Genomic DNA, 21986 nt, shown 5'->3' with positions numbered 1-21986 from the left:
ATGTCGTTATCGCAAAACCGCCGCATACTTTTGCGCGACATGCTTTGGCAACAATTAAGGCTTGGCTTCGCGCCAAGCCTTTTGTATGCATGGCGTCAAGTGGTCCCGTAGCTCAGCAGGATAGAGCACCAGATTCCTAATCTGGGGGTCGCGCGTTCGAATCGCGCCGGGATCACCAGCCTTCAAGCGCTTGGCAGATGAAACCAGATCGCCATCACGGCATGGCTTATTCCTTAATGGGTATCCCTGCCTCGATCGCAGCGTCGATGAAAGCCTGCCGCGCCTCTTCCCGGCTTCGTTTGCCGGAGATGACATCCGCGCATACGGCGCAAGCCCGGTCCAGGGCGGGACCCTCGTCTGTCGGCCAGTCTTCGATCAGCGCCCATGTTGCAGCCTGGGTGGTCTGGATCACCACCCATTGGTCCGGCCCTTCGAGGGCGATCGTCACCGGCTTTTTCCAAATGGTTTGCATCGTCTTTGCCTGCCTTGCGTGCTGCGGGAGCAGTTAGAATGGCCGGTCTCGTTTTGTAAACCGGCGAACGGATACTTCTGTACCCCTTCACGGCACCTGACGATAGGCTCGTCGTCTGCGCACGACGCGGCGCGTCCCGATCCCCAGCAGCGCAGCCATGATCCAGCCGCCGATAAACCCGATCGCGCCCCAAGCGAGACCGGCCAAACTGACGGGTACGCCGGGCACGAAGTCGCGCCAGGTATTGGCGAAAACTACATCATCGGCATTCCGCATCAGCACGAAGGGCTTGGCGACGGGCGCGGCGATGCCGAGTTTCAGCTGTTGCGAAAGCAGCGTTTCGTAGCGCGTGATCGTGCTCTGCATGGAAACGCCGCGGTCGCGCAAAAAGTCGTCGGGGGATTGGGCATAGGCTTTGAGCGCCTGCTGGCGATCGAGCTGGTGGGCGGCCGCCTGCCTGTTGAAGTCCTCGACGATGACGCGCAATTCGTCGAGCGCGCCGCCGATCCGCTGGCGGTACTGCTGGGCGAATTCCGGCGCCTGCGAGAAGACCGTACCGCCGGCAAGCCCGGCGATAATGGCGACTATTCTGGCAATCGGTCCCATGATCGGTGCCTCCGGCTATTCCTCTGCGCTAACGAGCCGGCGAGCCAAAGGTTTCTCCCTTCGACACAATCGGTAACCCTATGTGATTGAACCGGCAACGCTTCCGGCGAGTTGATGGCGTAACCAACAAGTTGCTCCCGTGAGCAACTGAGAAAGAGAGGCTTGTCATGAAACAGTTTATCCTCGCATGCACGCTCGCCGCAGCATCCGTTTTGTCAGCCGTGCCGTCTCAGGCGGCCAGCGTCACCATCACCACGGACAATCCCCGTTCCTATTACGGCGAATCCGAACGGCCCTATTATCGTCATCGCCCTTACTACCGCCATCACATGTCGCATCGCGTGTCGCGTGATTGCTTCACCAAGACGGAAAAGATCCGCCGGCACGGCCATACGGTCGTCAAGGAAACCCGGATCTGCCGATAGGACAAACCCCATGCGTGAAGAGCCCGCCCGATCCTCCCCGGCCGGGCTTTTCATCTGATTTCGCCATGAGGAACTTCGCAATATCAGCCGCGTTTATCGCGAAACAGGAGTATCGATCATGCGTATCAAGATGACTCTTCTGGCGATCGGCTATGTCGCCGTCAGCGCCCTGTTGCTTGCCATCGCTCATCAGCCGCAGGGGCCGGTGACCACTGGAAAGACCGACCGGATGGCCGGCTCTTCCTTCCTGGTCGAGCGTTTCGCCGGTTGATCGGCCAGGCGCCGGCTCGATAGAATGAAAGCGCCGGCAAGCCGGCGCTTTGAAATAGACTTAAGCTGATATCAATGCGGGCCGCCGGCGGTGGACCCGCCGAGCAGTATCCGGTTCTGCACCGCATTCACGCCCTCGACGGCCCTGGCGACTGCGGCCGCCCTTTCGATCTCGCCGACCGTGCCGACGGTGCCTGTCAGCACGATCTGATCTTCCTCCATCGTCACCTCAACATCCGATGCGTCGATGCCGCCGGCAATCGCCAGCGCGTTGGCAACGGCCGCCTCGACGGATGCGCGGTTGGCCACTCCCGCTTCTATTTCAGGCTCAAGCCCATGAAATGTCGGCTCCTTGAAAACCATGTTCCGTTCCTCCTTGAAACCTCAGAGAGAAACGCCACCGATCCCGTTTTGGTTTCGTGCCCTTACCAAGTGACGCGATAGCGCAGATTGACGCTGCCGGCCTCATCCGGTGAAAACGGATTGCTCACCGAGGCATCGAGATTGAGGTTCGGCAGGATGGCCTGCTTAAGCGCCACCGTGCTGGAGAAGTCGCCGCTGGCGTTAGTGACACCCGCGCCCGCCGAAAGCGAGGTTCCCGTCCAGGGATGGATCAGTTTCAATGCCTGCGACGCCGTCACCGAGGACTGCCTGGCATCGACCGGGTCGTAGCGAACGCTGACGGAACGGCTCGATTGCATATCGAGCGAATCCGACAGGATCCAGCTGCGCGAGCGGCTAAGGGTCAGCGCGCCGCTGCCGCGCAGCGTATCGACGCTGACCCTGGCGCCTCGCTGCGATTGGCCTGCCGGGGTGACGGTCGTCTTGCTGATCCTGCCCCACAGCATCGCCTGTTCGGAATCGGGCAGCAGCGCTCCGCCCTTGGTCGAGGCAAGGGCGAGATCGGCGCCGGCGCTCGTTTCCCACTCCGCCGGCAGGCGAAAACCCATCGTCGCCTTGTAGGATCGGTCCGATAGCTTGGCCGGCGTCCAGATCACCAGGTCGTCCGCCTTCGCCGCAGCAGCGGCAAAGGACAGAATGGAGAAAAGAATGCATGCTGTTTTGAATGTCGTCATGAGATCCGGTCGTTTTCACCTGACATAGGGCCGCAGCAGCCCCGAGAACCGCCGGCGGCATATGAAGTGCTCGCAGCGAACGCGCTCGGGAATGCGGCCAAGCTGCGATCCCGATTCTTCTTGTTTCAATTTTTGGCCGGAAAGGCCGTCGGCACCGAAGCGCCTGTTGGACACGGCAGCGTCCTCGTATTGCCTGCGACCGCGAACGGCTGCGGCAGATCCCGATTCGCTCGGGGTGTTATAAGGATCACATTCCGGCGGTACCCTGTAAACCCCTCGAGGGTTGAAATCTGCTGCACCGCACACTTGCCGCTCCCTCCAAAGCCTAGTAGAGCCAGAGCTTAACGAGAGAGATTTTTCGCGAAATTCCATGATGACCGGCAACACCGCGCCGCGGCGCCTCAGCATCTTCGGCTCAACCGGATCGATCGGCCGCAACACCCTCGATGTCGTCGACCATCTGGCTGGCCGGGAAAACTTCGAAATCTCCGTGCTGACAGGCAACGGCAATATCGAACTGCTCGCCCGGCAGGCCAGGTCGTTCGGCGCGCGGATGGCGGTTACGGCGAACGACCGGCATTACCAATCCCTGAAAAACGAATTGTCAGGCAGCGGCATCGCGGTCGCCTCCGGAAAATCCGGCCTGATGGAAGCGGCGGACCGCGAAGCGGACTGGGTGATGGCGGCGATCGTCGGCACGGCGGGCCTTGCGCCGACGCTCGCAGCCGCCCGCCGCGGCGCCGATATCGCCCTTGCCAACAAGGAATGCCTGGTCTCGGCCGGCGATCTCTTCATCAAGGCGATCCACGAAGGCGGCGGCAGGTTGCTTCCTGTCGACAGCGAGCACAATGCGATCTTCCAGGTGCTGGAAGAAAACCAGCGCCATGCCATCGAGCGCGTCATCCTGACTGCCTCGGGCGGTCCCTTCCGCACCGCATCTCTGGAAGAAATGGCCGGTGTGACGGTCGAGACCGCGCGTGCCCATCCGAACTGGTCGATGGGCTTGAAGATCTCGATCGACAGCGCCTCGATGTTCAACAAGGCGCTGGAGATGATCGAGGCCCGGCATCTTTTCGGGCTGAAGCCCGAACAGATCGAAGTCATCTTCCATCCGCAATCGATCATTCATTCCATGGTCGGCTATACCGATGGTTCGGTGCTGGCGCAGCTCGGCGCGCCGGACATGCGCACCGCCATCGGATATGTGCTCTCCTTCCCGCGCCGGCCGAACCTGCCGGTCGAGCGGCTGGATTTCGCTAGGCTCGCGCGACTGGATTTCGAGGCGCCGGACGAGCGGCGATTCCCGGCCTTGCGGCTGGCGCGGCTGGCAATGACACGCGGTGGCGTTCAGGGCGCGGTGCTGAACGGCGCCAAGGAAGTGGCGCTCGAAGCCTTCATCGAAAGGCGGCTGTCCTTCCTCGCCATGGCCGACATCACCGAAAGGGTCATGGACGATCTCGCCGACCTGCCGCCGGCTTCCGCCATGGACGATGTCTTTGCGGCTGACAGGCAGGCCCGACAAAGGGCAGCCGAGCTCATGAAGCTGGATGCTGCCGGCTGAAGGCCGCGCTTACCGCAGCCGGCCGCCGGCCTCGTCGAACAATCTGCAATCCGCCGGTTCGAACAGCAGGCTGACCTCTTCGCCCGCCGCGATGCTGACGGGCGAACGATGCTCGACCGTCAGCGACTGGCCATCGGCCAGCTGGCAATAGAGATATTGCGTTCCCCCGAGATATTCCGAGAAATCGACCGTCGCCGTCAGCTTGCCCTGATGCTCGGACGCCACTTTCAGATGCTCCGGCCGCAGGCCGAGCGTCACCGCGCTGCCGGCCGGTCTGCCTGTTCCGGCTAGGCCGCTTTCGATGCGCGAGCCGGCGACTTCGACCAGGCCTGCCTCGCCCCAGCGGGCATTCAGCAGGTTCATCCGGGGCGAGCCGATAAAGCCCGCCACGAACGTATTGGCGGGATCTTCATAGATTTCCCGCGGCGTTCCCGCCTGCTCGACGCGGCCATCGCGCAGCACGACGATCTTGTCGGCGAGCGTCATCGCCTCGGTCTGGTCGTGCGTGACATAGATCATCGTGTTGCCGAGTTCGCGGTGAAGGCGGGCGATCTCGATGCGCATCGAAACACGCAGTTCCGCATCGAGATTGGAGAGCGGCTCGTCGAACAGGAAGACATCGGGCTTGCGCACGATCGCCCGGCCGATCGCCACCCGCTGGCGCTGGCCGCCGGAAAGCTGTCCGGGCCGCCGGTCGAGCAGATGATCGATCTTCAGGATCGCGGAGGCGGCTTTGACGCGCGTCTCTATGTCGGCGGGGCTGGTGCGCGCCATCTTCAGCCCGAAGGCCAGGTTGTCGCGCACGCTCATATGCGGGTAGAGCGCATAGGACTGGAAGACCATGGCAATGCCGCGCTCGGACGGATCGAGATCGGTGACGATGCGCCCCTTGATCTCGATCTCGCCGTCGGTCACGTCCTCCAGGCCGGCGATCATGCGAAGCAGCGTCGACTTCCCGCAGCCGGAAGGACCGACGAAGACGACGAATTCGCCTTCGGCAATCGTCAGGTCGATCCCGTGGACCACCTGCAGACTGCCATAGCTTTTCCGCACGTCCTGGAGCACGACGCTCTTGTTACCCATACCGTTCGTCATCCCCAAGCGACCTATCTGCCCGACTGAACCCAGACGAGCATCTCTCCGGGCGCACGGTTGTCCCAGAGATGATAGGGCACGAAGCGCGCCGTGGCGACCTGCCTTGCAGCCGGCGCTTTGCGATAGAGCGGCGTGCCCCAGTTCGATGTTTCCTCACGCTCGACCTTGAGATCGAGGGCAACGGCATCGTTGAGGTCCTTCAGCACGACGGTTTCGGCCGCCGGCAGTTCGCGCGGCAGGACGATGGCGTTCAAGTCTTCGCCATTATCCGTCGTCTCCACGCAATAGACGAGCGGGCCGCGCATCAAGGCGACGCGTCCGGCATCCTGGCGCACCTTCGGATTGGCATATTGCGGGCGAAGCGTCAGCGGCAGGAACAGCGCGATGCGGTCACCATCGGTCCACTCACGATCGATCCGTGCATATCCCTGGCGAACATGTGCATTAAGGTCGAGCATCGCACCGTTGACGCTGAGCGTCGCGCCCTCCGCCCAATCGGGAATGCGCAGCGACAGCGCAAACCGAGCCGGCTTCTTCAGCCTGGTCGTGAAGGCGACGGCGCCGTCCCAGGGATAGTTGGTGGCCTGCTCCAGTTCCACCTCCGCACCATTGGCAAGCTTCAGCCGTACGGTGCTTTCGCCATAAAGATGGACAGCGACCTCATCGTCGGCAACCGCATACATGTAGGAGCCGATCGACGTCACCAGACGGGCGATGTTGGGCGGGCAGCAGGGGCAATGGTGCCACTTCCAGCGGTGGTGCTTGCCGGCACTTTCGAGCGGATTGTCGTAGAAGAAGGTCTTGCCGTCTGTGGAAAGGCCGGGCAGCGCGCCGTTATAGAGCGCCTGCTCCATGATGTCGGCATAGCGCCGGTCCGGCCCGCGTCCAAGCATGCGGCTCGCCCAGAAGACCAGGCCCACGGAAGCGCATGTCTCCGCATAGGCCGTGTCGTTGGGCAGGTCGTAATAATCGGTGAAGCCTTCGTTGGAGGCGGCAGGCCCGATGCCGCCGGTGATGTACATCTGCTTGGTCGTCAGGTCGTCCCAGAGCGTTTCCAGCGCCGCCGTCAGGCTGTCGTCCTTATATTCGGTGGCGATGTCGGCCATGCCGGAATAGAGATACATGGCGCGCACGGCATGGCCGACGACCTTCTTTTGCTCGCGCACCGGCCGGTGCGCCTGCCCATATTCATAGGTCTTCTGGTGATAGTCCGACAGGCTGCGGCCGTCGCGAACGGCTTCAGCCGTGAAGAAGTGCGGCTCGGTGCCGCGCTCGTCGATGAAGAATTTCGACAGGTCGAGATATTTCTTCTCGCCCGTCACACGGGCGAGCTTGACCAGCGCCAGTTCGACTTCCTCATGGCCGCAATAGCCAGGAATCTGGCCCTCGCCATGGCCGAACACCTTGATCATGTAATCGGCATAGCGGCACATGATGTCGAGCAGCTTGCGCTTGCCGGTCGCCTGATAATAGGCGACTGCGGCTTCCATGAGGTGGCCGGCGCAATAAAGCTCGTGATGGTCGCGCAGGTTGGTCCAGCGCCGGCTTGGCTCCACGCGCTGGAACCAGGCGTTCAGATAGCCGTCCTCGTCCTGCATCTTCTCGTACATGTCGATGATCTCGTCGGCCCGCGCCTCCAGCTTCGGGTTCGGCCGGCGATAGAGCGAATAGGCGATCGTCTCGATCGACTTGCCGAGATCGGAATCCCAGAACATCTGCGTCGTCCCGCCCCATGGCTGAATGGGAATAACGACGCCGGGGCTCGGCTGGCTGACATCGATCGCCTTGAGCATGCCGGCTTCGACGCAGCGGTCGAGCAGGGTCTCGGCCGTCGAATTACAGACGGCATCCTGCCATTTGCCCCAGAACCCGCCGAGTTCGACATCGGGAACGGCGACAGGACGAAACTGGCGGTCATTACGTGAGTTGGTCATGGGCTCTACCTTCTTGGGATCATTTCACCGCGCCGGCCATCAGCCCGCGCATGTAGTAGCGTTGCAGGAGCAGGAAGACGATCAGGCAGGGGATCGTCATGACGACGACGCCGGCCTGCACCGCTCCCCAATTGATCGCGCCGAGCCGTCCGGCGCGAACCGCCGTCATCAACACCGGCAGGGTGTATTTCTCGTTGCTGGAGAGCAGCACGAGCGCGGCCAGAAACTCGTTCCAGGCATTGAGGAAGGCAAAGATCGCGACCGTGGCGACACCCGGAAGCACCAGCGGCAGGAGAACCCGCGCCAACAGCCTCAGATCGCGCGCGCCGTCGATGCGCGCGGCCTCCTCGATTTCCTTCGGCACGGCGTCGAAGGCGTTGCGCATCATGAAGACGGAGAAGGGCAATTGCAGCGTCACGTAGACGAGCGTCAGCCCGAGCAGCGAATTGTTGAGGCCGAGCTTTGCCAGGATGATGAAGAGCGGCGTCAGGATCGACTGGAACGGGATCATCAGCGTGGCGATGATCAGCACGAAGAGCACGTTCTTCATCGGAAAGCGGTAACGCGAGAAACCATAGCCGGCGAGCAGGCTGACGAGAACGGTCAGCACGACGGTGGCGACCGAAACGAACAGCGAATTGATCATGTGCCGCCAGATGCCTGCGCCGAACGTATCGAGCAGCGCGTAGGCATCGAAGCTGACGCCCGATGTCGGCCATGGCGGCAAGGGCGGCAGGCTGGATTCGGCGCCCGGACGGAAGGAGGCAAGGATCGCGATGACGAAAGGGGCGAGGAAGAAGATCGAGATTGCGACGCCGGTCAGATGATAGGCCGATTTCGCGCGGATGGCCTTGCGCTTGCGCCGTTCCTTTGACGTGCTCATCAGCGCTCCTCCCCGACCCGCAGCAGCCAGAGCTGCACGATGCTGATGGCGACGAGGATGGCGAGAAGGGCGATCGAGAGTGCGGCGCCGTAACCGAGATTGAAGGAGACGAAGGACTGGTTGAAGATGTAGTAGACCACCGAGATCATCTTGTTCTGTGGTCCCCCCGACGTCATGATGTAGAACTGGTCGAAGGCGAGGATCGAGCCGGTGACGGAAACGATCAGCGCCAGCGCGATCGTCTTGCGCATCAGCGGCAGCGTCAGGTGCCGGAAGCGCTGCCAGCGGCCGGCGCCGTCGATCCGGGCCGCCTCCGTCAGCTCAGACGGGATGGCCTGCAGCCCGGTTAGAAGAATGATCATGGTGAAGCCGGCGATCTTCCAGACGACCATCACCACGATCGTCAGAAACGCCGTGTCGAAGGTGGCCAGCAGATTGGGGCTTTTTTCGACGAGACCGAGCGCCCTCAGGGCCGGGCCGATGAAGCCGCTATCGACATTGGCGAGCCAGACCCAGAGCAGCGAGGCTGTGGCAAGGCCGACGACGACGGGCAGGAAGATGATCGTGCGGTAGGCGCTGACGAACTGCCGCTCCTTTTCGACGAAGATCGCCAGCGGAAAGGCGACGGCGAAGATCGCGACGGTGACGATCACGGTGTAGTAGGCGGTGAAATTCAGCGCCGCCATGAAACGCGTATCGTTGACCATGCGGAAATAATTGTTGAAGCCGATCCAGCGGGACGCGCCCATCAGCGGCCAGTTGTGAAGGCTCATCCATCCGGTGAACAGAACCGGCATGACGAAAAAGACGATGACCAGCGCCATGGCAGGCGCGATGTAGAGAAGGCCGCGCCAGTTCGATCTGCGCCGTCGCTTTCGCCGAGGCAATAGGATATCCGAACCGGAACCGGTCATCGAAACGCTCCGCATCTGACAATGTGAAATTGGCCGGGAAGCTGCCACCGCTCCCCGGCCGCGGCCGTGGGAGAGTTATTGGCCGCTATCGATGATCGATTGCATTTCCGACTGGGCGCTCGAAAACGCGCCGTCGACGTCGTCGCCGAAGATCGCGGCATTGGTGAAGGTCGCCCATGGGCCGTTGGCGCTGTTGATCAGGTCATTGAACTGCAGCGTATAGGGCGTCTTGGCGACGCCGATCGCCTTGAGGCCGACCTGCATGCGCGGATCGAGACCTTCGAGCACCTTGTCGGCGATATCGCCGCGCGTCGGCAGGCTGCCGTATTTTGCCATGACCTTCTGGCCGTCCTCCGAATAGATATATTCGAGGAACTCCTTCACCGCGTCGATCTTCTTCGTGCCCTTGGTGATGACGAAATTGTCGCCGCCGGCAAAGGACGAAGGCTTCCCGTCGACGCCCGGAATGAGGGTCACGCCGAAATTGATCTCGGGATGCTGGGTCACCAGCGTTCCGATGGCAAAGGCGCCGAGGCTTTGCTGGCCGATTTTGCCGTTGGTGAAGGTCAGGAAGTTCGTGCCGTTATCGCTGGCCGCGCCCGCCGGCACCAGGTCCTTCTTGACCATGTTGCGGTAGATGTCGACGGCCTTGCGCATCTGCGGTGTATCGAGCGTCGCCGTCTTGCTGTCGGCCGACAGGATGTCGGCACCTGCGCCCCAGGTGAGCGGCGTGAAGGTGAAGATCATGCAGCCGCCGCAGCCGCCGCCGGAGAAATAGAAGCCGTAGGTGTCGTCACCCAAGGCCCGGATCTTCTCCGCATTGGCGGTGATCTCCTCCCAGGTCGCCGGCGCCTTTTCCGGGTCGAGACCGGCTTTCTTGTAGAGATCCTTGTTCCAGGCGAAGACCGATGTCTCGACCGAGAGCGGCAGGCCGTAGATCTTGTCCTGATAGGTGCCGAGGCGGACATGCGAGGGCGACAGCGAATTGAAATAGGGGAGCGACTTTGCCCAGTCGGTCAGGTCTTCCAGCTGGCCGGCCGCGGCAAAGGCGGGATTGTAGATGAGGTCCATCGACAGCGCGTCGGGCGCCTGCCCGCCGGCAATCGCGGTCGCATATTTCTGCACGAGCTCGGAGAACGGCACTTCGGTCATCACGACCTTGTTCTCATGGCTGGAATTATAGGCCTCGACGACCTTCTTGAAGGCATCGCCGATCCCCGAGCGAACCCACATTTCGACATTTTCGGCGGCCGATGCGGCCGACACGAGGCACAAGGTAGCGATGCCGGTCGCCGCCAATAGACGCTTGATCATGACACTCCTCCCAATATGGCGCATCTCCTCGCGCCTTTGCTCATTCCCATTCCGGGGCCTTATCCCCCGCATGACTGCCGGACGACGAGCCGGCAGGGCAATTTCCGCACGCCGGGCTCGACAGGCCGTCCTTCCGCAAGCGCCAGCACCGTCAATCCGGCCTGCCGCCCGAGCTCCTTCAGCTCCATGTCCACCGTCGTCAGCGGCGGCCGCGTCTGGGCTGCGACAATCTCCCAATTGTCGAAGCCGATCACCGAAACGTCCTGCGGCACCTTGATGCCGCGCTCGCGCAGCGCATCCACCGCACCGCGGGCGATCTGGTCGTTGCCGCAGAAGAGCGCATCCGGCTTTTCTCCCGGCCGCTTCCAAAGCTGTTCCACCGCGTCATGGCCCCAGCTTTCCGACCAGACGCCATAGAGCACCGGCTCGCGGTGGCCCGCCACCTGATGATAGGCGCCGGCTCGTTCCCGCACCGAAAAGAAGTCCTCCGGTCCGGTGACATGCGCGATCCGCCGCCGCCCGATCTTCGCCAGCCACTCGACGGCCAGTCTCGCACCCTGTTCGTCGTCCGAACGAAACGTAACGCTGTTCTGCGTCCCCTCCGTGAAGGCATAGACGACAGGCACATGCAAATTCGACAGGTCGACCGGCAGACGCCTGTCCAGGCGCTTTCCTGTCGCGATGATGCCATCGACCTGTTTATCCAGCATCGCATCGACATGGGTCTGGGCGAGCGCCGGATCGTCTTCGATAGCGCAGAGGAAAACCGAAACCCCATGATCGACGAGAGCGTCGGAAATGCCCGCCATGACAGGCAGCGTGAAACGGCCATAGGTATCGTTCGTCAGCAGTCCGATGGTGAAACTGCGCTTGCTGAGAAGGCCTCTCGCCAGCGCATTCGGCCGATATCCGATCTCGCCGGCAATCCGCTTCACCCGCTCGCGCGTTTCCGCGCCCATTCGGCCAGTATCGTTGAGCGCCTTCGACGCCGTCGAGATGCTCACCCCGGCAGCGGACGCCACTTCATGGATGGTGATCCTGCCTCTCTTTCCTCCCGATATGTTCAGGCACGTCCTCCTTCTCAAGTTGGACTGAGAAAAGCTTTTACCAACTTCACTGTCAAGTGAGAAAAGGTTTTCTCATTCAAATCGGAAGATCTGATCGAAGGGTGCTGCGCGGTGAAAAAACACGCGTACGGAACCTGTCGATGCGGTAGGCATGTTCCCACATGCCAGCGTCGGATGACGTTGTTCAGTTGGAGAAAGGCTTACGACGAGCTCTTACGGCTGCCAAACAATCGCGGCCAGAACCCGATCGAGATTCTGGCCGCGATTCGAACCGGACGATGTCGAGAGAATCAGGCGACGTGCCTTGCCAGCGCACAGCGCGACCAGAGCGAATGCAGCGCCTCGACGAGATGGGCGATATCGGCATCGGAGTGCAGCGGCGTCGGGGTGATGCGCAGCCGCTCGGTCTTCTTCGGCACCGTGGGATAGTTGATCGGCTGGACGTAGACACCGCAATTGTCGAGCAGCAGGTCGGAGATCCACTTGCACTTGGCCGCATCGCCGACCAGCACCGGCACGATATGGCTGGGATTTTGCATGTGCGGAATGCCGCGTTGATCGAGCAGCGAGCGCAGCTTGCGCACCCGGTCCTGATGGCGGGCACGCTCGAACTGGCTGACCTTCAGGTGCTGGATCGAAGCGACCGCCCCGGCGGCGAGCGCCGGCGGCAACGCGGTGGTGAAGATGAAGCCGGAGGCAAAGGAGCGGATGAAATCGCAAAGAGCCGCCGAAGCAGCGATATAGCCGCCCATGACACCGAAGGCCTTGCCGAGCGTGCCCTCAATGACGGTCAGCCGGTCCATCAGCCCCTCGCGCTCGGCAATGCCGCCGCCGCGCGGGCCGTACATGCCGACCGCATGCACTTCGTCGAGATAGGTCATCGCGCCGTATTTGTCGGCGAGATCGCAGATTTCTTTGATCGGGGCGATATCGCCATCCATCGAATAGACGCTCTCGAAGGCGATCAGCTTCGGCGCCTTCGGATCGGCGGCCTTAAGCTTGGCCTCGAGATCGGCGATGTCGTTGTGCTTCCAGATCACCTTGTCGCATTTCGCGTAGCGGATGCCCTCAATCATCGAGGCATGGTTCAGCGCGTCGGAAAAGATGATGAGCCCCGGGATCCTGGCGCCGAGCGTGCCAAGCGCCGCCCAGTTGGAGACATAGCCGGAGGTGAAGATCAGTGCCGATTCCTTGCCGTGGAGATCGGCAAGCTCACGCTCGAGCATGACGTGATGGTGGTTGGTGCCAGAAATATTCCGGGTGCCTCCCGCACCCGCGCCACAGTGGTCGATGGCGTTCTTCATCGCCTCGATCACCTTGGGGTTCTGGCCCATGCCGAGATAGTCGTTGGAGCACCAGACCGTGACTTCCTTTTCGCCATCGGCCGTATGGCGCGTCGCGCGCGGGAAGTTGCCGCGGTGACGCTCGAGATCGGCAAAAACGCGGTAACGGCCCTCGGCATGAAGCCCGTCCAGCTCGTTTTTGAAAAACGCTTCGAAATCCATCATATGCTCCAGTATCGCGCGGCCGTTCTTGCCGACCGGACGTCCGCGCGTCAATGCTTACCCTTTGCTTTAACATCAACTGCGGCAAAAGGCCCAGTTTTTTGAATGATTCCAGATAAAAAAATACGCAAGCTGGGATGAATGAATCGATGCGGCATAACCCCATCGAAATTCGCGAAAACTACCCGGCGACGACAACGTCCCCATTGCAAAAAAATCGGCACAAGAGTGGACAACCCTTTCTTCCGACATAGTTTTCGCACTAGCGTGGCAAAAAAGACTAGGGACGGCCTATGCCCATTGGGCGACAACCCAGGAGAAAAGTAATGAAGAAAGCTGTCATACTCGCATTGATCGGCCTGTCGATCGCAAGCTGCACGCCGACCCAGCAGGGTGCCGGCATCGGCGCTGCATCCGGTGCCGTCATTGGCGGTGCGGTCACCGGTGACGTTCGTGGCGCGGCCGTCGGCGCCGCTATCGGCGGCGTGTCCGGCGCCCTCATCGGCAGCGTCGCCGAACAGCCGGGCCAGTGCTACTATCGCGACCGCTACGGCCGCCGCTACATCGACGCCTGCCCGCGCTGAGAGCGCTTGCACACCGGCCAAATCAGGAAATCCCGGACACACATCCGGGATTTTTTGTGCTAAATTAGCGCGCCAGCAATTTAAAATGGTACACCCCGCGCGATTTTGCCGCTAAGCTGTTCACGGCTGGGCAACGAAGCTTCATTGTAGGCGTAACCAAAAGCAGCGGATGCGGATAAGAGGGACAGGCCCGAAAACAGGTATTGCGTATCGGCGAACAGGCACCATGATGGTGGTTGCAGCGGCAGTTGCATTCTCACCGGTCCTGATCGGCGATGCTTACGCCTTCAAGCTTTTCGGCATTACCATCTTCGGCAAAGAGGAAGACGAAGGCGAGCAGGTGCCCGATCCTGTGCGCTACCAGGTCGATCTCAAGGCCGATACCGCCGATCCCGACCTCAGGGAAGCCTTGCAAAACAGTTCCCGCCTCGTCAGCGACCAGAAGCAGCCGGTGTCCGGCGATCTCGGTGTCGTCGTCAAGGCGCGCGACGACCGTGAACGGCTGATTGCCGCCTTATACGAAAAGGCCCGCTATGGCGGCGTGGTGACAATCACCATCGACGGCAAGAACATCGACGATTTGCCGCCCAACCCGACCTTCAACCGCTCCGGACCGATCCCCGTGACCGTCGATATCACTCCCGGGCCCGTCTTCAGGGTCAAGGAGGTTCAGTTCGGCGGCGACGCCGCAAGCCGCAATCCGGCCGATTACGATCTCGCCCCGGGCGCTCAAGCCGGCTCGCTCGCCATCATCAAGGCCGGCGACAAGATCGTCGAACAATTGAAGAGCGAAGGCCGGCCCTTCGCCAAATTGACGGAACGCAGGGTCGTCGCCGATCACAAGAGCGACACCGTCGATATCGTGCTTGCCGCCGAAGGCGGGCCCATCGCTCCGATCGGCGATGTCGGCGTCACCGGCGAAAAGACCGTCAAACCAGGCTTCATCCAGCGATATTCCCGGCTGAACAAGGGCGAGGCCTACTCCCCGGAAGCGCTGAAGAAGGCCGGCGAACGCCTGCGCGCCCTCGGCGTCTTTTCGAGCGTCACCATTCATGAAGGCGACGCGCTGGCGCCGGATGGCACGCTGCCGATGACGATCGAGGTTTCGGAAGGCAAGAGGCGCTATTTCGGCGTCGGCGCGCAATATTCCACCATCGACGGCTTCGGCGTCCAGGGTTATTGGGGCCATCGCAATCTCTTCGGCGAAGCCGAAACGCTGAGGATCGAGGGATCGGTCTCGCGGCTCGGAGAGACGACGGATGTCGGCAGCCTCGATTATTCCGCCGGCATCCTCTTCACCAAGCCCGGCGCCTTCTTTCCGGCCGCCACGCTGAAAGCCGGCATCGTCGCCAAGACCGAGAATCCGGACGCCTATAATGCGACGCTGGTCACCGCTTCGCTCGGCCTTTCCTACGAACTGACCGATCAGGACACGATCTCGGCAAGCGGCGAGGTCAGCTGGGAGCGTGACGACGACGCCTTCGGTACCAACGACTATCTCACCATTACCCTGCCGATCCAGTATGATCGCGACGCGCGCGACGACAAGTTCAACCCGACGCAGGGCTATCGCGCCACGCTCTCGGCAAAGCCCGGCTACGAGATCTTCAACGCCACGCCCTATGCGGCCTTCGAGGGCTCGATCTCCGGCTATCTGCCGTTCGGCGCCGAAGACCGTCTGGTGCTCGCCGGCAAGGTTGCCGCCGGTGTGCTGATCGGCGGCGGCGGGATCGAGGATATTCCCGCCACGCAGCGCTTTTTTGCCGGCGGCGGCGGCTCGGTGCGCGGCTACGGCTATCAGGAAATCTCGCCCTATAATGATGTGGGCGAGGCCACCGGCGGCCGCTCCTATGTGACCGCTTCGCTGGAAGCCCGCATCAAGATCACCGATACGATCGGCATCGTGCCCTTCGTCGATGTCGGTACGGTATCGGACAGCACCTTCCCCGGTTTTTCCGACATCCGCGCCGGCGCCGGCGCGGGAATACGATATGCAACGCCTTTCGGCCCGCTGCGGCTTGATTTTGCCATGCCGCTGAACAAGTACGAAGATGGCACAGATTACGGAATTTACGCCGGCATAGGCCAATCCTTCTAGGATTGCCGTTACCGCTTTGTTTTCCAACCTGTGGGCCGTCATGAAAACGGGGTAGTGTCCGCGCCGATGCAAACGCTGGCAAAAATCGTCAACTGGATCATTCGGCTCACCGGCTATGCCGTGGGCGCCATTTTGATTCTCGCCGTCGCAGCGCTTGCGATCTTCGGCTTTACGAGTTTCGGCGCCCGCATCGTCACCGAAAGGATCGCCTCCACCCTTTCCAACCGCGACATGACGATCGAAGTTCGCGAACCGGAAGGCCTCCTGACTGGCGGGCTTCGGGCCGCCGACATCTCCCTTTCCGACACCAAGGGCGTCTTCGCCGAAATTCACGGCATCGCGATCGACTGGAATCCGCTGGCGCTGCTGACCGGCACCTTCCACGCCAAACGCTTCGAGATCGATTCGGTCAACGTGCTGCGCAAGCCGGTACGTACCCTGCCCTCGCGGCCCGCGGCCGAAAATCCCGGCGGCTTCAGCCTGCCGATCAAGGTCGATATAGACCGCGTGACCCTGCCCGATATCAAACTTGCCGAACCCTTTGCCGGCCGCGCCTTCGCCCTTGCCGCCGAAGGAAACCTGTCGGCGGACGGCAACGGTGGCGAGGGCGCCATCAACGTCAGCCGCCACGCCGTCCCGGATGCCCGGCTTACTGCCGACATTGCCTATGCGCCGGCCGAAAACAGGCTGCAGTTGAAAGCCAATCTTTCCGAGCCGAAGGGAGGGCTGGTGGCCGGCTTTCTCGGCCTGCCGGGCGATCCGGCGGTCAACATCACTCTCGACGGCCAAGGACCGATCTCCGATTGGACGGGCAAATTGCAGGCCGCGCTCGACGGACAGCAGCGCGCCGCAGTCGAGGGCCGGCATGCCATCGCTGCGGACGGGCTCCACCATCTCGACCTCAAGGGCGGCGGCGATCTGAGCTCGCTTCTGCCGGCGGCGTTCCGGCCGCTTTTTGCCGGCCAGACCAATATCGATCTTGCCGCCACCTTCGATAACCGCGGCAAGATCGATATCCAGACCGGCAACCTTGCGACCGGCAGCGTCGTGATTGCCGCATCGGGCACGCTCGATCCGTCCGGCAACAACAGCCTGAACGCCAATCTGCTCGGCACATCCGGTCCAGTCGATTTTCGCTGGCCTCTCGCCGAGGGTGAAGCGCGCTTCCTGATATCGGGCCTCAACCTGGCGCTGACAGGCGACGCGCAGGCGGCCCGGCTGAACGTCAGCGGCTCCCTCGATTCCGCCAGGCTTCCGCAGGCCGATATCGGTAATGTCAAGCTGACGGCCAAGAGCGACGCCTTCAATCTCGCCGCCCGTTCCGGCAGCGTTCAATTGCGCCTCGTTGCCGGCGACGCGACCTTCACCGACCCGAACCTCAATCGCGCGGTTCAAGGGCCGGTGACGATCGCCGCGCCGCTGCAGATCTCGCGCGACGGCATCGGCTTCAACGGCACCACCGTCGAAAGCGCCAACATCAACGGCACCCTCAACGGTTCCTACCGGCAGGCGGATCAGGCGCTGACCGGCAACGTCAAGCTGACCATCGAACCGGCAGCTTTGCCGGTTGCGCTGACGGGCAAATTCGATGGGCCGATTTCGCTCGAAAGCCAGCTGGCCGGCACCATCCCGTCAAAATTCGCCTTCAGCAATATCGCCCTCTCCTCGACGACGCTCGAAGCCGCCGGCAATGTGGCGCTCGACGGCTCGGCGTTGAACGCCGATCTTTCCGGCCGGCTGCCGGACATCGGCAGACTGATGGCGGGCGCCAGCGGCAGCGCAGGCTATGCGTTGAGAATGGGCGGCGAGCTGCCCGCCATCTCGGTGACGGCCAATCTCAAGGCCCCCCGCCTGGAGATGGCCGGCCGCGCCCTTACCAACCTCAATGTCGACCTTTCGGGCATCGCCGATCCCAAGGCGCCGCAGGGCAAGATCGCCGCCACCGGGGCGATCGACGGCCAGCCGATCGGCATCAACGGCGACATTCTCTCAGAGAACGGCAAGACCAGAATTCCGGCACTGACCGCCGATATCGGCGGCAACCGACTGACCGGCAATTTCGAAGTGTCGCCTTCCCTGGAGCCGACCGGCGCATTGACCTTCGATTTCCCCAATATCGGCCTGCTCGCCGCGCTCGGCGGTCAGAAGGCCGCAGGCGATCTCAAAGGTTCCATCGACGTCAGCAGCGATAGCGGCAGGATCGGGCTCAAGCTGCTTGCGTCAGGCAACGCGATCCGTCGCGATACGATTGCAATCGTTAAGCCGGATATCGACGTCACGATCAGCGACCTCGGCGCCTTTGCGGCAAACGGCACGGTGAAAGCCGAAGAACTGAGCGCCGGAACGAACAGGCTTGCCGGCCTCTCGCTCGGCTTTACCAAGCAGCAGGACCGTACCGACTTCGACCTCGATGCCGCCTATGACGGCAATCCTGTAATGGCGGACGGCAATATCGAGACTTCAGGCGACAATATCGGCCTGGACCTCGATCGCTTCTCGGCAAGCCCGCGCAACATCCCGATCGAGCTTGCCGCACCGACGCGCGTCACGGTCACCGGCAGCACCGCCAATCTGAACGGGCTGACGTTGAAAACGGGAGCCGGCTCCGTCTCGGTCACTGGCTCCGCCGGCGAAACGCTGAAACTCGACGCCGATATCAGAGAGCTGCCTGCCGCGCTCGCCAACGGTTTCGTGCCGAACCTTTCGGCCGGCGGCACGATTTCCGGCACGATTGCCGTAACGGGAACGCCTGCCGCGCCCGTGGCCGACTTCAAGCTTGACTGGAAGGACGCAACGACGGGTCAGACCAAAGGGGCTGGCCTTGCGCCGCTCGGCATCACAGCCGGCGGCAAATTCGCCGACAAGAGGCTTGATTTCGATACGACGGTCGGCGGTGCTGACGGTCTTTCGCTCAAGGCCGCCGGCAATGTTGGACTCGCCGATCCGGCGGCCCCGGTCCTCGATGTAAACGCCGATATCGTCAACCTGCCGGCCCGCATCGCCAATGGCTTCGTTCCCGACCTCGCCGCAGAAGGCACGATAACCGGAAAGCTGGCCGCCTCCGGCTCGGCAATCGCTCCCACTGCCGATTTCGATCTCGATTGGAAGGGTGCTGCGACCAGCCATACCAAGCGCGCCGGCCTTGCCGATCTCGCCGTAAAGGCATCGGGGCGATTCGCAAACAGCAAGCTCGATTTCGACACGGCGGTCACAGGCGCCGACAGGCTGTCGCTGAAGGCGAACGGCAATATCGGCATCACCGGCACGACGGTCGGCGACGTCAGGGTCGATGCGGCGCTGGACAATGTCCCGGCCAGCATCGCAAACAGCTTCGTTCCCGATCTCGCCGCAGAAGGCCTGATCTCGGGCAAACTCTCGGCCGCAGGCTCTCTTTCGGCGCCGGCCGCGAATTTCGACATCAATTGGAAGAACGCTGCGGTCAGCCACACCAGACGCGCCGGCCTTGCCGGCCTCGGCGTGACTGCGTCGGGAAAATTCGCCGACAACAAACTTGATTTCAACGCGGCGGCGAGCGGCGAGAAGGACCTCTCGCTGAAGGCCGTGGGCAATGTCGCTCTTGCCGGCACGGCGGTCGACAACATGAAGGTCGATGCCGAGATCGCCAATATTCCCGCCAGCCTCGCAAACGCCTTCGTTCCGGATCTTGCCGCCGGCGGCACAATTTCAGGCACTATGTCGGCCGCCGGCACGCCTGCCGCACCGAAGGCCGACTTCAAGCTCGGCTGGAAAGACGCTGCGACCAGCCACACCAGGAGCGCCCGTCTCTCCGGCCTCGCACTGGCCGCATCCGGCCGTTTCGCCGATAACCGGCTCGATTTCGACGCCAATCTCGGCGGCGAGAGTGGCCTCTCCCTGAAGGCCGCCGGCAATGTCGCGATAGAGGGAACATCGGTTCGCAATCTCGACGTCAAGGCCGATCTCGCCAATCTGCCCGCGGGCCTTGCCAATGGTTTCGTGCCGGGTCTCGCCGCAGAAGGCACCGTATCGGGAACGGCATCCGCTTCCGGAGCGCTGCCGAAGCCGGCGGTCGATTTCAAGCTGGACTGGAAGAATGCCGCAACCGCACAGACCAAGAGCAGCGGCCTTTCCGGCCTTAGTGCTGCGGCATCCGGCAAATTCGTCAACGACAGGGTCGATTTCGATGCCAACCTCACCGGCAGGGACGGCGTGCTGGCCAAGGCGAAGGGCGGCGTAACGATCGCGGGGACCGCCATTCGCGATCTTTCGATCAATGCGGATATCCCTGCCCTGCCGGCAAATATCGCGAATGCCTTCGTCCCCGGTCTCGGCGCCGAGGGCATGATTTCGGCAAGCGCGATCACGTCGGGAACCCCGACCGATCCGATCGTCGATTTCAAGCTCGACTGGAAGGATGCCGCGACCAGCCACACCAAGGCTGCCGGCCTTTCCCGCCTTGCCCTGGCGGCGACGGGAAAATACGCTGGCGACAGGCTGGATTTCGATGCCAATCTCAGCGGCAGCGGCGGCATTGCCGTGAAGGCAGCCGGCAACCTCGCCATCGCAGGCACGTCGATCCGCTCGGTCGACGTCACGGCCAATGCCGAGAATGTTCCGGCCGGCATCGCCAATGGCTTCGTTCCCGGTCTTGCCGCCGAAGGCACTGTCTCGGCAACCGCAAAGGCGGCCGGGGCGCTATCGGCGCCCTCCGTCGACTTCAAGGTCGATTGGAAGAACGCCGCGACGAGCCAGACGAAAGGCGCCGGCCTCTCGCCCTTCACCATCGGCGCATCAGGCAAGCTTGCCGACAACAAGCTGACGGTCGACACCAGCCTCGCCGGTGACGCCGGCATGTCGCTGAAAGGCGGCGGCAGCGTGATGATATCTGGCAATCGCGCCCTCGACATGCGCTTCAACGGCAATCTTCCCTTCGCCGTACTCGGCACGCCGCTGGCCGAGCAGGGCTTCGTCGCCGACGGCGTCGCCACCGTCGATCTCCGGATCGGCGGAACGGCCGCGACACCCGTCATCAACGGCACGGTCGCGACGTCAGGCGCAAAACTCGTCGATGTCCGACGTAATCTCGCCGTCAACAATCTCGCGGCAACCGTGACCTTCAATGGCAACCAGGCCGTCATCTCCCGCCTCAGTGGCAATCTCGGCGGCGGCGGCACGATTTCGGCAAGCGGCACCATCGGCATCCAACCGGCCGGCGGATTCCCCGCCGATATTTCGATCAAGCTCGACAAGGCGGTCTATGTCGATGGAACGCTCGTCGTCTCGACCGTCAGCGGCAACCTCGGGCTGCGCGGACCGGTCATGAGCGCGACGCTGAACGGCAAGCTCCAGCTGGAAAAGACCTCGATCACCATTCCGGAAAAGTTGCCGACCTCGCTGCGGGAAATCGACATCCGCCACAAGAATGCGCCGCGTGCGGTGCTTGCGCAGCTGCGCGACGAGGGCGAGCGGAAGCCGGGAGAGAAATCCTCGGTTCTCACCCTCGATCTCCAAATCGACGCGCCCTCGCACATCTTCGTGCGCGGCCGCGGCATCGATGCCGAAGTCGGCGGCAGCGTGACGATCCGTGGAACGGCGGCAGCACCGATCGTGACCGGCGGCTTCACCATGCGCCGCGGCCGGCTGACCATCCTCAACCGCCGCCTGGATTTCTCCGACAAGAGCAGGATCACCTTTGCCGGCGACCTGACGCCGGCGCTCGACATGGAAGCGACCTCCACCTCCGGTACGACGACTCTGACCGTTGATGTCGCCGGCCTTGCCACCGATCCCTCGATCACCTTCTCCTCCTCGCCGCAGCTGCCGCAGGACGAGGTGCTGGCGCAGCTGATATTCGGCCAGTCGATGTCGAAACTCTCGCCGGTGCAGATCGCCCAGCTCGCCGACGCCGTCAGCCAACTGGCCGGCAACCGCTCCACCTCGCTGTTCGAAGGCCTGCGCAACCAGCTCGGCGTCGACGACCTCGACATCAGCACCGACGAGAAGGGCCAGACGAGCGTCAGTGTCGGCCGCTATCTCAACGACCGCACCTATTTCGAACTGCAGCAGGGTGGCGCGGCCGGCGCCAAGGCCATCATCAACCTCGATGTCGGCCGCGGCGTCAAACTGCGCGGCGCAGCCGGCGGCAACGGCGACGGCGAAGCCGGTATCGTCTATGAACGAGAATACTGAGCCGGCTGGGACTG

General features: G+C 62.6%; 17 protein-coding genes and 1 tRNA gene. 7 read left to right on the top strand and 11 right to left on the bottom strand.

What is annotated here, in order from left to right:
- The first annotated feature begins 101 nt into the window (after positions 1 to 101).
- Positions 102 to 178 (top strand) — tRNA-Arg (locus tag ATY76_RS26520).
- 48 nt (positions 179 to 226) lie between these two features.
- Here the strand turns inward: ATY76_RS26520 and ATY76_RS26515 are convergent.
- Positions 227 to 472, bottom strand: coding sequence for a DUF982 domain-containing protein (locus ATY76_RS26515; RefSeq protein WP_088677623.1), 246 nt, complete (start codon positions 470 to 472; stop codon positions 227 to 229).
- A gap of 87 nt (positions 473 to 559) precedes the next feature.
- Entirely contained in the window at positions 560 to 1078 is a 519-nt protein-coding gene (locus ATY76_RS26510) for a DUF2937 family protein (RefSeq protein ID WP_088677622.1), read from the bottom strand.
- A 167-nt stretch (positions 1079 to 1245) separates the two neighbouring features.
- Between ATY76_RS26510 and ATY76_RS26505 the strand changes: the two genes are divergently transcribed.
- On the top strand, positions 1246 to 1503 hold the full coding sequence (locus ATY76_RS26505) for a hypothetical protein (RefSeq protein ID WP_088677621.1): 258 nt from the start codon (positions 1246 to 1248) through the stop codon (positions 1501 to 1503).
- Positions 1504 to 1621: 118 nt separating this feature from the next.
- Complete coding sequence (locus ATY76_RS33845) at positions 1622 to 1774, top strand: hypothetical protein (RefSeq protein WP_176539072.1); 153 nt, start codon at positions 1622 to 1624, stop codon at positions 1772 to 1774.
- Between the two features lie 71 nt (positions 1775 to 1845).
- On the opposite strand, the gene ATY76_RS26500 is transcribed toward ATY76_RS33845, so the two are convergent.
- Together ATY76_RS26500 and ATY76_RS26495 are read right to left on the bottom strand one after the other, a co-directional pair.
- On the bottom strand, positions 1846 to 2136 hold the full coding sequence (locus ATY76_RS26500) for a BON domain-containing protein (RefSeq protein WP_088677620.1): 291 nt from the start codon (positions 2134 to 2136) through the stop codon (positions 1846 to 1848).
- Between the two features lie 62 nt (positions 2137 to 2198).
- The gene (locus tag ATY76_RS26495) at positions 2199 to 2849 is read right to left on the bottom strand and encodes a hypothetical protein (protein WP_088677619.1); all 651 of its coding nucleotides are present in this window, start codon (positions 2847 to 2849) and stop codon (positions 2199 to 2201) included.
- 370 nt (positions 2850 to 3219) lie between these two features.
- On the opposite strand from ATY76_RS26495, the gene dxr reads away from it, so the two are divergent.
- The gene (dxr, locus tag ATY76_RS26490) at positions 3220 to 4410 is read left to right on the top strand and encodes a 1-deoxy-D-xylulose-5-phosphate reductoisomerase (protein WP_088677618.1); all 1191 of its coding nucleotides are present in this window, start codon (positions 3220 to 3222) and stop codon (positions 4408 to 4410) included.
- Positions 4411 to 4419: 9 nt separating this feature from the next.
- On the opposite strand, the gene ugpC is transcribed toward dxr, so the two are convergent.
- The 7 genes from ugpC to hemA all read right to left on the bottom strand — a co-directional run bounded on the left by ugpC (position 4420) and on the right by hemA (position 13122).
- A complete protein-coding gene (ugpC, locus tag ATY76_RS26485; protein ID WP_088677617.1) occupies positions 4420 to 5505 on the bottom strand; it encodes a sn-glycerol-3-phosphate ABC transporter ATP-binding protein UgpC in 1086 nt (361 codons plus the stop codon).
- A gap of 11 nt (positions 5506 to 5516) precedes the next feature.
- Positions 5517 to 7439 (bottom strand): glycoside hydrolase family 127 protein, encoded by a 1923-nt coding sequence (locus ATY76_RS26480; protein WP_088677616.1) that lies wholly within the window; start codon positions 7437 to 7439, stop codon positions 5517 to 5519.
- A gap of 19 nt (positions 7440 to 7458) precedes the next feature.
- Positions 7459 to 8322, bottom strand: a complete 864-nt coding sequence (locus tag ATY76_RS26475; protein ID WP_088677615.1) for a carbohydrate ABC transporter permease — start codon at positions 8320 to 8322, stop codon at positions 7459 to 7461.
- The gene (locus tag ATY76_RS26470; protein WP_088677614.1) at positions 8322 to 9236 is read right to left on the bottom strand and encodes a sugar ABC transporter permease; all 915 of its coding nucleotides are present in this window, start codon (positions 9234 to 9236) and stop codon (positions 8322 to 8324) included. The genes ATY76_RS26475 and ATY76_RS26470 overlap by 1 nt, the downstream gene beginning before the upstream one ends.
- 75 nt (positions 9237 to 9311) lie before the next feature.
- Positions 9312 to 10550: a sugar ABC transporter substrate-binding protein gene (locus tag ATY76_RS26465; protein ID WP_088677613.1), complete on the bottom strand. Its 1239-nt coding sequence runs from the start codon at positions 10548 to 10550 to the stop codon at positions 9312 to 9314.
- Between the two features lie 59 nt (positions 10551 to 10609).
- Complete coding sequence (locus ATY76_RS26460) at positions 10610 to 11572, bottom strand: LacI family DNA-binding transcriptional regulator (RefSeq protein WP_088677612.1); 963 nt, start codon at positions 11570 to 11572, stop codon at positions 10610 to 10612.
- A 335-nt stretch (positions 11573 to 11907) separates the two neighbouring features.
- Positions 11908 to 13122 carry a 5-aminolevulinate synthase gene (hemA, locus tag ATY76_RS26455; RefSeq protein WP_088677720.1) on the bottom strand — a complete coding sequence of 405 codons (1215 nt, stop codon included), beginning with the start codon at positions 13120 to 13122 and terminating at the stop codon, positions 11908 to 11910.
- Positions 13123 to 13448: 326 nt separating this feature from the next.
- Here hemA and ATY76_RS26450 point away from each other — a divergent pair, with 326 nt between their 5' ends.
- The 3 genes from ATY76_RS26450 (at position 13449) to ATY76_RS26440 (ending at position 21972) form a co-directional block, all read left to right on the top strand.
- Positions 13449 to 13706, top strand: a complete 258-nt coding sequence (locus ATY76_RS26450; RefSeq protein ID WP_088677611.1) for a YMGG-like glycine zipper-containing protein — start codon at positions 13449 to 13451, stop codon at positions 13704 to 13706.
- Positions 13707 to 13875: 169 nt separating this feature from the next.
- Entirely contained in the window at positions 13876 to 15804 is a 1929-nt protein-coding gene (locus ATY76_RS26445; RefSeq protein WP_190233738.1) for an autotransporter assembly complex family protein, read from the top strand.
- Between the two features lie 66 nt (positions 15805 to 15870).
- Positions 15871 to 21972 (top strand): translocation/assembly module TamB domain-containing protein, encoded by a 6102-nt coding sequence (locus tag ATY76_RS26440; protein WP_088677718.1) that lies wholly within the window; start codon positions 15871 to 15873, stop codon positions 21970 to 21972.
- Positions 21973 to 21986: the final 14 nt, after the last annotated feature.

Source organism: Rhizobium sp. R339 (genome assembly GCF_002211395.1).
Lineage (GTDB): Bacteria > Pseudomonadota > Alphaproteobacteria > Rhizobiales > Rhizobiaceae > Rhizobium.
Note: the sequence above shows the minus strand (reverse complement) of the source record. Positions and strands in the feature narration are given on the sequence as shown.